This is a genomic window from Stutzerimonas stutzeri (genome assembly GCF_009789555.1).
In the GTDB taxonomy this organism is placed as follows: Bacteria; Pseudomonadota; Gammaproteobacteria; order Pseudomonadales; family Pseudomonadaceae; genus Stutzerimonas; species Stutzerimonas stutzeri_R.
Window position 1 is genome coordinate 2,018,806 of sequence record NZ_CP046902.1, and the last position, 13,232, is coordinate 2,032,037.

Consider the following 13,232-nt stretch of genomic DNA (forward strand, 5'->3'; position numbering starts at 1 on the left):
GCAAAGTGCGCGTGGGGCAGGTTCAGGATGACGCTTTTATCCGCGGGCAGGCCATGCGTCCGCCGCGTCGGGCGCAGGAGGGTCGCGGGGCCGCCCGGCAGGGCGTCGCTCAGGTGCGTTGAGTCTTGATCAACTGCTCGGCCTTCGCTTCCAGGCGGCTGCGCAGTTCGGCTTCGATCTGCGGGACGAAATCGTCGATGACATCTTGCAGGATCAGTTGCGCGGCGGTGCGCAGTTCATGGTCGAGGTGGCGTTCGGCAAGGGTGCGAAAGGCCGTCCGTACGGCCGGCTCGCGCGGCTCGATCTCGGGGCGCGCGGCCATGTCCGGCGCACGCTCGACAACATCCGAAAGCAGCGGAATGCTGTCCGGGTCCACTGTTTCATTCAACACAGGAGGGTCCTGATCGCCGAGCAGGGCGCGGATCGATTCCAGGTCGTCGAGAAGGTGGGCGGCTTTGCTGGGCGGTGTTTGTGTCATGTACGGTTGCTTCCGGAGATAAGGCGTCCAAGCGGGTCCTGGCGCGCCTGAAACGGGCGCGGGCCCGATCGCTATCGTTGTTGACCGGCTGCAGAGGCGGTGAGTTCGCGACGCTCTGCCAGCGTTCGCTACAACTCGACCCTCTTGGGATCATAGCCGCGCTGCCGATAGAGTCGAAAATTGTCCCGGCAGACGGTCAGTAGCTCGGGCTGCTGGTTGACGATCTCGATCACCCGGCTGAACTGGTCGGTATGCGGCGACAGGGTCGGCGACAGGTTGATCAGCAGGCCCTGCGGGGTGGCCGGCGGCTGATCGGTGCCGATGACCACAGGCGCGAGGGGATCGTCGTCATGCTGTTCATGGGGAACGAAGCGCTCGGCGCGAAAGCTCCACAACAGCGCGTCCAATTCGCTGCACTGGACGTTGTCCTGGCAGCGAATGAAGACCGGCATGCCGTGCTGCCAGCCCTTGCTCGCCAGCTGGCAGGCCGCTCGGGCACGGCCTGCCGGTTCGCTGTCGGGCAATACGTAGAACTCGATGCGCGTCATGCCCTGTTTCCGCTCGTCTGTCTCATGCCGGCTCGGCTCGATCCAGCAGATATTGCGTCAGCAAGGGTACCGGGCGCCCAGTGGCGCCTTTTTCCTTGCCGCCACTGATCCAGGCCGTCCCGGCGACGTCCAGATGGGCCCAGGGATAGGCTTTGGTGAAACGCGACAGGAAGCACGCAGCGGTGATGGTGCCGGCCTTGGGTCCTCCGATGTTGGCGATGTCGGCGAAGGGGCTGTCGAGCTGCTCCTGGTATTCATCGAACAGTGGCAGTTGCCACGCCCGGTCGTCCGCTTTCTGGCCGGCACCAAGGACCTGTTGCAGCAACTCGTCATTGTTACCGAGCAGGCCGGAGGTGTGGCTGCCCAGGGCGACGATGCAGGCGCCGGTAAGCGTGGCGACATCGATCACGGCGCGTGGCTTGAAGCGCTCTGCGTAGGTCAGGGTGTCGCACAGCACCAGACGGCCTTCGGCATCGGTATTGAGGATCTCGACTGTCTGGCCGCTGAGGGTGGTCACGATGTCGCCGGGGCGCGTCGCGTTGCCGCTGGGCATGTTCTCCGCGCAGGCGAGCAGGCCGACCAGGTTGATCGGCAGTTGCAGTTCGAGCGCGGCACGGAAGGTGCCGAGTACGCTGGCGGCACCGCACATGTCGTACTTCATTTCGTCCATGCCCTGGCCGGGCTTGAGGCTGATGCCACCTGTATCGAAGGTGATGCCTTTGCCAACCAGCGCATAGGGTTGCTCGCCTTTCTTGCCACCGTTGTACTGCATGACGACCATGCAGCCCGGCTGCTCGCTGCCCTGGGAGACGGCAAGAAACGAGCCGGCGCCAAGCTCGCGCAGTTTTTTCTCGTCCAGCACCTCGACTTTCAGGCCCTTGAAGGTCTTGCCGAGCTGCCTGGCCTGCTCAGCCATGTAGTTGGGATGGCAGATATTGGGTGGCAGGTTGCCCAGGTCGCGGGCGAAGCTCATGCCTGCGGCAATCGCAGCGGCATGACGTGCGGCTTGCTCGACCCGCGGCTGCTCCGCCTTGTCTGCCAGCAGAATGATCTTGCTCAGCGCCGGCGCGTCGTTCTTCTTGCTCTTGAATTGGTCGAATACATACTGACCGTCCGCCAGTACCTCGACCAGCATCCGCGCGCTCGCATAGGTGTCGCGGTCCTTGACCTGGATGTCCTGCAAGGCAAAGGTCGCATCGCTGCCGCCAAGACCCTTGAGCACGCCCAGTGCAGCGCCGGCGACCTTGCGCCACTGGCGGGCGTCCAGTTCTCCATCCTTGCCGATACCGACCAGCAGGACGCGTTCGGCCTTGAGTGCCGGCAGGCTGTGCAGCAGCAAGGTCTGGCCCGGCTTGCCTTGCAGGTCTCCGCGCTTGAGCACTGCGCTGATAGCGCCGCCACTGGCCTGATCCACGCTCTGCGCAGCGGCGCCGAGCAGTTGATTCTCACCGACCGGCAGAACCAGAGTGGCTGTTTTTGCTGCAGCTGCTTTGGTGTTTTTTACAACGAATTCCATGGCGTCGAGTCCCCAAGACAAAGAGTCGGGTTTGCAGAATGATTCTGAGGATATACCGAAGGGCCTGCGCGCTCGCGGCCTTTAGAGCGGTGACGTTTCCGTCTGTACCCCGTTTGTTACCCGCTGGCTCCCTTGGCAGCCTGGCCAATTCAGACCAGTCGGACAGTACGTGGATCCACTCGCGTGCCTGCTCAACAGCATTTCCACGAGCTGCCCAGGCCAATGGGCAATGGACGCCACGTGCATTCCAGGCATCACCCGGAGCGTTGCGTCAGTGTGCCTTGTATCGTACAGACGGCGCGGACGAATGCCCAGTGCGGCCAAGGCCTCTTCCCGGGATCCGGTGCGGCCGGCCTGACGCGCAGCGAGGCCGTGAAGCGTCGTGCCATCGGCCAGACCGGCCGGCGATGAATGTCGAGGGGTTGTCGAATTCACAGGGTCGCGTACGACTAGATCAGCAATGACCGAAAGAGCAGTATCCGCGAACCCGCAGTTGGCCGTGATCAAACGGTACGCCCCCCGGCCCGCACATGCAGGACCGTGCGCCTATCATGGAGACCCGAAATGACCCACAAAAACACCATCTGCCTCTGGTATGACGGCACCGCACTCGAGGCAGCGACGTTCTATGCCGAAACCTTCCCGGACAGCGCAGTGGGTGCTGTTCATCACGCCCCAGACGACTATCCGTCGGGCAAGCAGGGCGATGTCCTGACCGTCGAGTTCACGGTGATGGGCATCCCTTGCCTCGGACTTAACGGGGGGCCGGCGTTCAAACATAACGAGGCGTTCTCGTTCCAGGTTGCGACCGACGACCAAGCCGAGACGGACCGCCTGTGGAATGCGATTGTTGGTAACGGCGGCCAGGAAAGCGAATGTGGCTGGTGCAAAGACAAATGGGGCCTGTCGTGGCAAATCACGCCGCGCGTTTTGACGGCGGCGTATACCAGCCCTGATCGAGAGGCGGCCAAGCGCGCGTTCGCAGCGATGATGGGCATGCAAAAGATCGACATCGCGGTGATCGAGGCGGCGTTGAAGGGTTGACCCGTGCTTCGAACCGAGTGCCGTCGACGTGGCACCGTGTTGGCTGCCGGTGTTGCAGCAGCGGGGCGGCCGTTCGGGCGCTATCGAATCCATGCGGGTGCTTTGGCCGCTAGGTCGCAGACGGAGCCGGATGACCGCGCTTGGTGTCAGACAAAGCCGATCCAGCGGCCCGCCAGGAGGATCGAAAGCCAAAGGATGGCGGATGCCGCGGCCAGGGCGCGAACATGGACGGTTGGCTGGCCGCCGCACAAGGCGGTATCAAAGCGCTTGCCGTGATGCTGGAGTGCGATGTTGCCGATCGCGAGCACCAGCAATGCGGCCTTGCAGAGGAACGCTGGATTCTCGGCGTACTCCGCAGGCTTCACTGAGAACAACCATAGCCCCGTTATCACCGCAAGCGTGGCGCCCGCTGCCGCTACGCGTACAAGAAAGGGCCCGAGGATCGGCAGCTCTCGTCCGTGTGTCGAACGCAAAAGGAGCAAATCGAGCGGCAGGATTGCGCCTATGAGGAGCCCGATGCCAAGGATGTGAGCGGCGTTGACGAACAGATAGGCGATCCAGGATTCCTGCAGGAAGAGCGCACCGGGCCAGCCGGCAATTGATTGCAGAACGCCTGCCATCGCCGTGTCGTCATTCCTTGATGCGTTCCGGATACATATCGTATTGCTTGCCGCCGACGGTAATGCGCACGGCTTTCATATGCGCTTCGTTCGGCTCTTTGGTGCGGTTGCCGAGTACGGTGATGTCATCTCCCTCTTTGGCGGTATCCGCGGTGAAGCCGGAACGTTGCGTCTGGTTCGGATTTCCCAGATCCACTTGCCACAAACGGCCATCTTGAGCCTTAACGCGCAGGACCGGATGAGGTGGCGCCATGGAAATCTCTGCAATCGTGCCCTTCAACTCCGACTGCTCTTCTTCCGCCCAGGCCCATCCGTGGTGAGCGAAGGCCTGCGTCGCAAACAGCACTGTCGCAATGACGCAAAGCATCAGGACGCTACGATGCGCAGCCTCGCGCGTCGTGAGGATGATGGCTCGGATGGCGGTTCGGCTTTCGCTTGATACCGGCATAAATCATGCTCCGGTGAGCGGATAATAGATGTGAGTCGACGCACTGGACCCAGTTCCCAGTCTTTACAGTAGAACAACTGCCGGGCTGGCGCCGCCCGTCACTGACATCGGATGCGTTGACGTTGGATCCCAGCGTCTCGCCGTATCGAACAGCCCGGTCCTTTCGCGCCTTCGGCTTTCCGTGACACGCGAAAGTAATCGCTGGATAATGCCGGGCTTATTTTCCGGTGGTTCGCTCGCCGGGGGCGTTGGAAGCGGCTACGTGACTTTCCAACGCTCCGTTGCGGCGGACCGGCTGCCTGGCGGCTGGTTCGAGCGTGGCCGCCGGAGCCTGACAACCCTGGAGTGTCCGGTTTGATCGTCTTTCGTTACCTGTCCCGTGAGGTTCTGGTCACCCTGAGCGCCGTCAGCGCGGTGCTGCTGGTGATCATCATGAGTGGCCGTTTCATCAAATACCTGGCCCAGGCCGCCCAAGGGCTGCTCGATCCCGGGGTGCTGCTGATGATCATGGGGTTCCGCCTGCCGGGATTCCTCCAACTGATTCTGCCGCTGGGCCTGTTTCTCGGCATCCTGCTGGCCTACGGTCGGCTCTACCTCGATAGCGAGATGACGGTGCTTTCCGCCACGGGGATGAGCCAGCGCCGTCTGCTGGCCTATAGCCTGGCACCGGCCGCGCTGGTCGCGGGGCTGGTGGGTTGGCTCAGTCTCGGCCTGGCGCCGCTCGGTGTGGCGGAAGTCGATCGCATCCTCAATGAGCAGGACTCGCTGACCGAATTCGATACCTTGGTTCCGGGGCGCTTCCAGACCCTGCGCGACGGCACCCGCGTGACCTACACGCGTGAGCTGACCGACGACCGCACCGAGTTGGCGGGCGTCTTCATTTCCGAAACCAATCTGTCCAGCGCGACCGGGGAGAAGCGCGGCCTGTCGGTGCTGGTGGCTGAAAGCGGTCGTCAGGAAATCCAGCCGGACGGAAGCCGCTATCTGATCCTGGAAAATGGCTATCGCTACGATGGAAACCCGGGCCAGGCCAACTATCGAGCGATCCAGTACGACACCTATGGTGTGCTCCTGCCCAAGCCCGAGGTCAGTGTCGAGCTGAGCGAGCGCGAGGCGATGCCGACCCGCGAACTGCTTGGCAGCGACAATATCCGGATGCAGTCCGAACTGCAGTGGCGCTTGTCACTGCCGCTGCTGGTCTTCATCGTCACCCTGCTGGCGGTGCCGCTGTCGAAGGTGAATCCCCGTCAGGGGCGTTTCCTCAAGCTTCTGCCGGCCATCCTGCTGTACATGACGTACCTGACCTTGCTGATCGCGGCGCGTGGTTCGCTGGACAAAGGGCGAATACCGCCAGCGCTGGGGCTATGGTGGGTGCATGGACTTTTCTTTGCGATAGGGATGCTGATGCTTTACTGGGAACCGCTGAGGCTCGCCATCGACAAGCGCCGCGCCATGTCGGGGGCCGCCCATGCGTAAGCTCGACCGCTATATCGGCAGCCATGTGTTGCTGGCGATTCTGACCGTGCTCGGCGTCATCGTCGGACTGGCGTTGCTGTTCGCTTTCATCGATGAACTGGGCGATGTCAAAGGCAGCTACGGCACGCTGGATGCCGCCGCGTACGTGCTGCTCACGACACCCAAACGGATTTACGAAATGCTGCCGATGGCGGCGCTGATTGGCTGCCTCATCGGTCTTGGCACCCTTGCCAGCAGCAGTGAGCTGACCATCATGCGCGCAGCCGGCGTGTCGCTCGGACGGATCGTGCTGGCCGTCATGAAGCCCATGCTCCTGCTGATGCTGGTCGGCGTGTTGATTGGCGAGTACGTGGCGCCCTGGAGCGAGAACATCGCACAGGCCAATCGCGCTTCGGCGCAGGGGGCTGGAGAAGCACAGAGCAGCAAGCGTGGCCTCTGGCATCGCCAGGGCGATGAGTTCGTGCATATCAATGCGGTCCAGCCGAGTGGTCTGCTGCTCGGGGTCACCCGCTATCGCTTCGGCGAGCAGCGCCAGCTGTTATCGGCGAGCTTCGCCCGCCGGGCCCAATACGAGGGTGGTGCGTGGCTGCTGAGCGATGTCTCCACCACGCATTTCCGAGGCGACCACACCGAGGTGATCAAGAGCCCCGAGGAGCAATGGGACGTACAGCTGACGCCGCAACTGGTCGGCACGGTGGTGATGGAGCCGGATGCCTTGTCCGTCACCGGGCTGTGGCGGTATATCCACTACCTGGGTGAGCAGGGCTTGAACAATGGCCGCTACTGGTTGGCGTTCTGGACCAAGGTATTGCAGCCGGTCGTGACGGTGGCACTGGTGCTGCTGGCCATCTCGTTCATCTTCGGACCGCTGCGCTCGGTTACGCTCGGCCAGCGAGTCTTCACGGGGGTGATCGTCGGCTTCGTGTTCCGCATCCTGCAGGATCTGCTCGGCCCGGCCAGTCAGGTGTTCGGCTTCTCACCGTTGCTGGCGGTCGTGGTGCCGGCCGGTCTCTGTGCGCTGGCCGGTCTCTGGTTGCTAAGACGGGCCGGCTAGGGCGCCCCGTTGTAGCGCAGCAGGCGCATCGCCATGGGTGCACGTCGGCGTCGCGCAAGGCTGGTCAGGCGCGACTCGCGATCGGCCCGGCGCGGGCTCTCCGGCTTATTTCTTGTGGATGTTCTTGGGTAACTGAACGACCTGGCTCTCCGAGTAGATGTCATGCCAGGTCCGATTCTGCTTGTCCCAGAGCATCCACCAGTAACCCAGGCCGACGGCGAGCCAGGATATGATCGCGATCAGAAAACGCAGCAGTGCCTGCCACAGATCGATGGCGCTGCCATCGGCATTCTGGATACGGACGCCCCAGACCTGCATGCCAAGCGTCTGACCGTTATGTGTCCAGAACTTGGCGAAAAAGCCGAACAGGCTGAACAGCAGCAGCGTCGACAGAATAGGGTCGATATCCAGGCCGCCGCTTTCCGCCAGCGCCTTGAGCCCTTCGCTGCCGTAAAAAAAGCGCAGGATCACCTGTTGATAGAACAGGGTGACTACCATCATCAGTGCAATCGAAAGGAACGAATCGTACAGCAAGGCTGCGAGGCGACGGATCAGGGTGGCCGGCGGAAACTGGCCCTGCGGGCTAAGCGAATGGTTGCGCATGAGCGTCTCGATGGATAAGGCAGTTGCGCATTCTACGGAATTGCGCGCATAAAAAAGCCCCTGATATAGCCATCAGGGGCTTTTCGAAGCGGCGGCTTATTCCTGGATTTGAACCTGGTCAGCCTGCATGCCCTTTTGACCTTGTACGGCGACAAAGCTGACTTTCTGGCCTTCTTTCAGGCTCTTGAAGCCGTTGCCTTCGATCGCGCGGAAATGCACGAACAGATCCGGACCGCTTTCGGGCGTGATGAAACCAAAACCTTTCTCGTCGTTAAACCACTTGACGGTACCGTTCTGACGATTCGACATAGCTTTGTATCCTTGAAACTCAATAGTAGAAGCGCCCCTGCGAAGGGCAGGAGGCGGAGACTGGTTGCAAGGAGTAAAGAGTCGAACGGGATGTAGCGGATCTGAAGATCTACTGCACCAGGTCACGATTCAACGGCGACCCATGCAAACACAGTGGGCACACTCTACGATAACTCGCCGGCCGATGCCAAGCCCTCGGAGTCATGGAGTGGTCCACTGCAAGCGGCGCCCTTTCAGCGCGTCTTTTCAGGTGTTGCGGGTCGCTCTGTCGATTCGCCGGATCACATGCGCGCAGTGCGAACAGTGACCGTCGTGCTGAGCGGGGCTCGATGGTGATGAGCCTGTTGCGTTCGCCCGATGCATGAAGCGTGGGCGGATGGGGTGATGCCGCTACTGTTGGGCGGTCCCCGGTTCCAAAGGCTGGCGGCAGCCTTTGGTCTGATTCATGGTGCCTCGAGAGAGACTCGAACTCTCACGTTGTTACCAACGGCGGATTTTGAATCCGCTGCGTCTACCGATTCCGCCATCGAGGCACAGTGGCGGCGCAGTATAGGGATGCAGTGCGGGTCGGTCAATCGTCTGGCGTGGTCAGATTGAGGTGTTTCCGCTAAGCTTTGCGCCCCCGATGCCCCGTGCCGATTCTTTTACATGCAAGTCTCCGACTTTTCCTTCCAGCTTCCCGATTCGCTGATCGCTCGCCATCCACTGGCCGAGCGTCGTGCCAGTCGGTTGCTGGCGCTCGATGGCCCGACTGGCCGCCTGGAGCACCGCGGGTTCGCCGAGTTGCTCGATTATCTTCGCCCCGGCGATCTGATGGTTTTCAACAACACGCGGGTCATTCCGGCGCGTCTGTTCGCTCAGAAGGAGACGGGTGGGAGGCTCGAGATCCTCGTCGAGCGCGTGCTCGATGGTCGGCGCGTGCTGGCGCACATCCGCTCCAGCAAATCGCCGAAGCCAGGGGCGAAGATTCGTATCGATGGGGGTGGCGAGGCGCTGATGCTGGCGCGGCATGAGGCCTTGTTCGAGCTGGATTTCGGCGAGGACGTGTTGCCGCTGCTCGAGCGCGTCGGCCATATGCCGCTGCCCCCTTATATCGATCGCCCGGACGACGTGACCGATCGCGAGCGTTACCAGACGGTTTACGCGCAGCGGGCAGGTGCCGTCGCGGCACCGACCGCCGGTCTGCATTTCGATGCACAGCTCCTGGATGCGCTGCAGGAAAAAGGCGTCGAACGTGCGTTCGTCACGCTGCACGTGGGCGCCGGCACGTTCCAGCCGGTGCGTGTCGACCGAATCGAAGAGCATCACATGCACCGCGAGTGGCTGGAGGTCAGCCAGGACGTGGTCGACGCGGTTGCGGCGTGCCGGGCTCGCGGCGGCAGGGTGGTTGCGGTCGGGACCACCAGCGTGCGGTCCCTCGAAAGCGCGGCGCGTGACGGCGTGCTCAAGGCATTCAGTGGCGATACGGATATTTTCCTGTATCCGGGCAAGCCTTTTCATGTCGTCGATGCACTGGTCACCAATTTCCATCTGCCCGAATCGACCCTGTTGATGCTGGTTTCCGCTTTTGCCGGTTATCCGGAAACCATGGCTGCCTACACGGAGGCCATCGCCAGGGGTTACCGCTTTTTCAGTTACGGTGATGCCATGTTCATCACGCGCAATCCGGCCCCGCGCGGCCCTGAGGATTCCCAATGAGTCGTACCTGCCACATGTCGTTCGAACTGCTTGCGACCGAGGGGAGGGCGCGCCGGGGGCGCCTGACCTTTCCCCGCGGCACGGTCGAGACGCCGGCATTCATGCCGGTGGGCACCTATGGAACGGTGAAGGGCATGCTCCCGCGCGACATCGAGGGTATCGGCGCGCAGATCATTCTCGGCAATACCTTTCATCTCTGGCTGCGTCCGGGCACGGAGGTGATCAAGGCGCACGGCGACCTGCATGATTTCATGCAGTGGCAGGGACCGATCCTGACCGACTCCGGCGGATTCCAGGTGTTCAGCCTGGGCGCGATGCGCAAGATCAAGGAGGAGGGTGTCTATTTCGCCTCGCCGGTTGACGGCGCCAAGGTCTTCATGGGGCCGGAAGAGTCGATGCAGGTGCAGCGCGACCTGGGGTCCGACATCGTGATGATCTTCGATGAATGCACGCCTTACCCGGCCGACGAAGAGGTTGCGCGGCGCTCGATGGAGCTGTCGTTGCGCTGGGCGCGCCGTTCCAAGGACGCGCACGGCGACAGTCCGGCGGCCTTGTTCGGCATCGTCCAGGGCGGTATGCACGAATCGCTGCGGATGCGCTCGCTCGAGGGGTTGTGCGAGATCGGCTTCGACGGCCTGGCGATCGGCGGGCTCTCGGTCGGAGAGCCCAAGGAGGAGATGATCCGCGTGCTCGATTTCCTCCCCCCGCAGATGCCTGCGGACAAGCCGCGCTACCTGATGGGAGTGGGCAAGCCGGAGGACCTCGTGGAGGGTGTGCGTCGTGGCGTGGACATGTTCGATTGCGTAATGCCGACGCGCAATGCGCGCAACGGCCACCTGTTCACAGACAGCGGGGTGATCAAGATTCGTAATGCGATGCACCGTTACGACGATTCGCCGCTGGATGCCGGATGCGATTGTTACACCTGCAAACACTTCTCCCGCGCGTATCTGCACCATCTGGACAAATGTGGCGAAATGCTGGGGAGCATGTTGAATACAATACATAACTTGCGGCATTACCAGCGCCTGATGGCTGGTTTACGCGAAGCTATCCAACAGGGTACATTGGCGGCCTTTGTCGACGCCTTCTACGCCAAGCGCGGCCTGCCAACCCCGCCACTTGCGTGACGAATTCCATAACTAACTGATCTCTGCAACAGGAGTGCTACATGAGCTTTCTGATTCCCGCCGCCTACGCTCAAGAGGCTGCCGCTGGTCCCGCTGGCAGTGGCTTCGAGTGGCTGTTCCTGGTCGGCTTCCTGGTCATCTTCTATCTGATGATCTGGCGCCCACAGGCCAAGCGCGCAAAAGAGCACAAGAACCTGATCGGTGGCCTCCAGAAGGGCGACGAAGTCGTCACCTCGGGTGGTATCGCTGGCAAGGTCACCAAGGTCTCCGATGACTTCGTGGTGATCGAGGTTTCCGACTCGGTGGAGCTGAAGTTCCAGAAGGTGGCGATTGCCGCCACGCTGCCCAAGGGCACGTTGAAAGCCATCTGAGCTGACTTCTACTCAACACCAACGACGGGGCGCGCAAGGCGCCCCGCGTCATTAGACGGGCTGCGTCATGCTCAATAGATTCCCTCTCTGGAAATACCTGCTGATCCTGGTGGTGCTTGGCATTGCCTTCATTTATTCGGCGCCCAACCTCTATCCGGACGATCCGGCCGTTCAGATCACCGGTGCCGCGACCTCGCTCGACGTTACCGAGGCCGATCTGGACCGCGCCAGCAAGGCGCTGGCCGAGGCCGGTATCGCCGTCAAGGCAGCGAACCTGGATGAACAGGGTCGTGGTGGGCTGTTGCGCCTGACCGACCAGGATGACCAGTTGCCGGCCAAGGACGTGGTACGTCGTGCGCTGGGCGATGCGTATGTGGTGGCGCTCAACCTTGCCCCTACGACGCCCGACTGGCTGCGAAATCTGGGCGCGAGCCCGATGAAACTGGGTCTGGATCTCTCGGGCGGGGTGCACTTCCTGCTCGAAGTCGACATGGACAAGGCCATCGAGACACGCCTCAACGTCTATGAAGGCGAGGTCAAGAGCCTGTTGCGCAAGGAGCGGGTGCGTTATCGCAGTCTGCCCCAGGCTGCCGGTGCCGTGCAGCTCGGTTTCACCGACGAGGCAACGCTTTCGGCGGCTCAGTCGCTGATCCGCAAGAATTTCAACGATTTTGAAATGACCGCCAGCGAGCGTAATGGCCAGCAGGTCCTGCGCCTGGCGATCACCGAGGCCAAGCTTGCGGAAATCCGCGAGTATTCGATCAAGCAGAACCTGACGACCGTGCGCAACCGGGTCAATGAGCTTGGGGTTTCCGAGCCGCTGGTTCAGCGCCAGGGCGCCAACCGCATCGTCGTCGAGCTTCCCGGCGTGCAAGACACCGCAGAAGCCAAGCGCATCCTGGGCAAGACCGCCAACCTCGAGTTTCGCCTGGCGGCCGAGGCTGATGCCGCGCGTGCCACGACCGAGACCTTCGAGTTCCGCGAGGAGGGTCGTCCGCCTGCACAGCTCGAGCGCAGCCTGATCATTACCGGTGACCAGGTGACCGACGCTCAAGCCAGTTATGACGAGAATGGTCGCCCGCAGGTGAATATCCGCCTGGATGGTCATGGCGGCGACCTGATGAACCGCGCCACCCGTAACAATGTCGGTCGCAGCATGGCCGTGATCTTCATCGAGCAACGCCCGACCACCCGCTACGTCAGGCAAATGGTGGACGGTGTCGAGCAGGAGGTTCGCGTCGAGACCTTCCAGGAAGAGAAGAAGATCATCAGTCTGGCGACCATACAATCGCCGCTGGGCAGCCAGTTCCGTATCACCGGCCTGGATGGCCAGGGCGAATCCTCGGAGCTCGCGCTGTTGCTGCGTGCCGGCGGCCTCGCTGCGCCGATGTACTTTGCAGAAGAGCGCACCATTGGCCCGAGCCTGGGTGCTGAAAACATCAAGCTGGGTGTCGAGGCGGCGATGTGGGGCTTCCTCTTCGTCGCGGTGTTCATGGTGTTGATCTACAAGTTCTTCGGCGTGCTTGCCACCCTTGCGCTGCTATTCAACATGGTGGTGCTGACCGCGCTGATGTCCCTGTTGGGTGCCACGCTGACGCTGCCTGGCATTGCCGGCATCGTGCTGACGATGGGTATGGCGGTCGATGCCAACGTGCTGATCTTCTCGCGTATTCGCGAGGAAATCGGCAACGGTATGTCCATCCAGCGAGCCATCCATGAAGGCTTCGATCGGGCCTTTTCGGCGATCGTCGACGGCAACCTGACTACGCTGCTGGTCGGGGGCATCCTGTTCGCGATGGGAACCGGCCCGATCAAGGGCTTCGCCGTTACCCTGTCGCTCGGGATCATTACCTCGATGTTCACCGCCATCATCGTGACCCGCGCCATGGTCAACCTGATCTACGGTGGCCGCGATCTCAAGAAGTTGTGGATTTAAG

Annotated in this window: 14 protein-coding genes and 1 tRNA gene; 7 read left to right on the forward strand and 8 right to left on the reverse strand. The window is 62.0% G+C overall.

Features of this window, described 5'->3' with window-relative positions; translation table 11 throughout:
* Positions 1-109 precede the first annotated feature (109 nt).
* From GQA94_RS09410 to GQA94_RS09420, 3 genes are all read right to left on the reverse strand, one after another.
* Entirely contained in the window at positions 110-478 is a 369-nt protein-coding gene (locus GQA94_RS09410) for a DNA polymerase III subunit chi (protein ID WP_158187767.1), read from the reverse strand.
* A gap of 128 nt (positions 479-606) precedes the next feature.
* Positions 607-1,026, reverse strand: coding sequence for a DNA polymerase III subunit chi (locus tag GQA94_RS09415; RefSeq protein WP_158187768.1), 420 nt, complete (start codon positions 1,024-1,026; stop codon positions 607-609).
* Positions 1,027-1,048: 22 nt separating this feature from the next.
* On the reverse strand, positions 1,049-2,542 hold the full coding sequence (locus GQA94_RS09420) for a leucyl aminopeptidase (RefSeq protein ID WP_158187769.1): 1,494 nt from the start codon (positions 2,540-2,542) through the stop codon (positions 1,049-1,051).
* 564 nt (positions 2,543-3,106) lie between these two features.
* On the opposite strand from GQA94_RS09420, the gene GQA94_RS09425 reads away from it, so the two are divergent.
* On the forward strand, positions 3,107-3,586 hold the full coding sequence (locus GQA94_RS09425) for a VOC family protein (RefSeq protein ID WP_158187770.1): 480 nt from the start codon (positions 3,107-3,109) through the stop codon (positions 3,584-3,586).
* A gap of 146 nt (positions 3,587-3,732) precedes the next feature.
* Here GQA94_RS09425 and GQA94_RS09430 read toward each other — a convergent pair whose 3' ends face one another.
* A complete protein-coding gene (locus tag GQA94_RS09430; protein WP_158187771.1) occupies positions 3,733-4,206 on the reverse strand; it encodes a DUF2214 domain-containing protein in 474 nt (157 codons plus the stop codon).
* A gap of 10 nt (positions 4,207-4,216) precedes the next feature.
* Positions 4,217-4,654, reverse strand: a complete 438-nt coding sequence (locus tag GQA94_RS09435; RefSeq protein ID WP_199270120.1) for a DUF6152 family protein — start codon at positions 4,652-4,654, stop codon at positions 4,217-4,219.
* 354 nt (positions 4,655-5,008) lie between these two features.
* On the opposite strand from GQA94_RS09435, the gene lptF reads away from it, so the two are divergent.
* The gene (gene lptF, locus GQA94_RS09440) at positions 5,009-6,130 is read left to right on the forward strand and encodes an LPS export ABC transporter permease LptF (RefSeq protein ID WP_158187772.1); all 1,122 of its coding nucleotides are present in this window, start codon (positions 5,009-5,011) and stop codon (positions 6,128-6,130) included.
* Positions 6,123-7,184, forward strand: a complete 1,062-nt coding sequence (lptG, locus tag GQA94_RS09445) for an LPS export ABC transporter permease LptG (RefSeq protein WP_158187773.1) — start codon at positions 6,123-6,125, stop codon at positions 7,182-7,184. The genes lptF and lptG overlap by 8 nt, the downstream gene beginning before the upstream one ends.
* Before the next feature lie 105 nt (positions 7,185-7,289).
* Here lptG and GQA94_RS09450 read toward each other — a convergent pair whose 3' ends face one another.
* The 3 genes from GQA94_RS09450 to GQA94_RS09460 all read right to left on the reverse strand — a co-directional run bounded on the left by GQA94_RS09450 (position 7,290) and on the right by GQA94_RS09460 (position 8,629).
* Positions 7,290-7,787 carry an RDD family protein gene (locus GQA94_RS09450; RefSeq protein WP_158187774.1) on the reverse strand — a complete coding sequence of 166 codons (498 nt, stop codon included), beginning with the start codon at positions 7,785-7,787 and terminating at the stop codon, positions 7,290-7,292.
* Positions 7,788-7,883: 96 nt separating this feature from the next.
* Complete coding sequence (locus GQA94_RS09455) at positions 7,884-8,096, reverse strand: cold-shock protein (protein ID WP_003284681.1); 213 nt, start codon at positions 8,094-8,096, stop codon at positions 7,884-7,886.
* Positions 8,097-8,542: 446 nt separating this feature from the next.
* A tRNA-Leu gene (locus tag GQA94_RS09460) sits at positions 8,543-8,629 on the reverse strand.
* A gap of 115 nt (positions 8,630-8,744) precedes the next feature.
* Here GQA94_RS09460 and queA point away from each other — a divergent pair.
* The 4 genes from queA to secD all read left to right on the forward strand — a co-directional run bounded on the left by queA (position 8,745) and on the right by secD (position 13,231).
* Entirely contained in the window at positions 8,745-9,794 is a 1,050-nt protein-coding gene (gene queA / locus GQA94_RS09465) for a tRNA preQ1(34) S-adenosylmethionine ribosyltransferase-isomerase QueA (RefSeq protein WP_158187775.1), read from the forward strand.
* A gap of 14 nt (positions 9,795-9,808) precedes the next feature.
* Complete coding sequence (gene tgt, locus GQA94_RS09470; RefSeq protein WP_158190071.1) at positions 9,809-10,924, forward strand: tRNA guanosine(34) transglycosylase Tgt; 1,116 nt, start codon at positions 9,809-9,811, stop codon at positions 10,922-10,924.
* 41 nt (positions 10,925-10,965) lie between these two features.
* On the forward strand, positions 10,966-11,295 hold the full coding sequence (yajC, locus tag GQA94_RS09475; RefSeq protein WP_021209500.1) for a preprotein translocase subunit YajC: 330 nt from the start codon (positions 10,966-10,968) through the stop codon (positions 11,293-11,295).
* 67 nt (positions 11,296-11,362) lie between these two features.
* Entirely contained in the window at positions 11,363-13,231 is a 1,869-nt protein-coding gene (gene secD, locus GQA94_RS09480) for a protein translocase subunit SecD (RefSeq protein WP_158187776.1), read from the forward strand.
* Position 13,232 lies beyond the last annotated feature (1 nt).

Bases quoted from the DNA above. Each gene is read 5' to 3' on its own strand.
- GQA94_RS09450 (WP_158187774.1), bottom strand. From the start codon at position 7,787: ATGCGCAACCATTCGCTTAGCCCGCAGGGCCAGTTTCCGCCGGCCACC.
- yajC (WP_021209500.1), top strand. From the start codon at position 10,966: ATGAGCTTTCTGATTCCCGCCGCCTACGCTCAAGAGGCTGCCGCTGGT.
- GQA94_RS09420 (WP_158187769.1), bottom strand. From the start codon at position 2,542: ATGGAATTCGTTGTAAAAAACACCAAAGCAGCTGCAGCAAAAACAGCC.
- GQA94_RS09425 (WP_158187770.1), top strand. From the start codon at position 3,107: ATGACCCACAAAAACACCATCTGCCTCTGGTATGACGGCACCGCACTC.
- GQA94_RS09435 (WP_199270120.1), bottom strand. From the start codon at position 4,654: ATGCCGGTATCAAGCGAAAGCCGAACCGCCATCCGAGCCATCATCCTC.
- GQA94_RS09455 (WP_003284681.1), bottom strand. From the start codon at position 8,096: ATGTCGAATCGTCAGAACGGTACCGTCAAGTGGTTTAACGACGAGAAA.
- lptG (WP_158187773.1), top strand. From the start codon at position 6,123: ATGCGTAAGCTCGACCGCTATATCGGCAGCCATGTGTTGCTGGCGATT.
- GQA94_RS09415 (WP_158187768.1), bottom strand. From the start codon at position 1,026: ATGACGCGCATCGAGTTCTACGTATTGCCCGACAGCGAACCGGCAGGC.
- queA (WP_158187775.1), top strand. From the start codon at position 8,745: ATGCAAGTCTCCGACTTTTCCTTCCAGCTTCCCGATTCGCTGATCGCT.
- GQA94_RS09410 (WP_158187767.1), bottom strand. From the start codon at position 478: ATGACACAAACACCGCCCAGCAAAGCCGCCCACCTTCTCGACGACCTG.
- tgt (WP_158190071.1), top strand. From the start codon at position 9,809: ATGTCGTTCGAACTGCTTGCGACCGAGGGGAGGGCGCGCCGGGGGCGC.
- GQA94_RS09430 (WP_158187771.1), bottom strand. From the start codon at position 4,206: ATGGCAGGCGTTCTGCAATCAATTGCCGGCTGGCCCGGTGCGCTCTTC.
- secD (WP_158187776.1), top strand. From the start codon at position 11,363: ATGCTCAATAGATTCCCTCTCTGGAAATACCTGCTGATCCTGGTGGTG.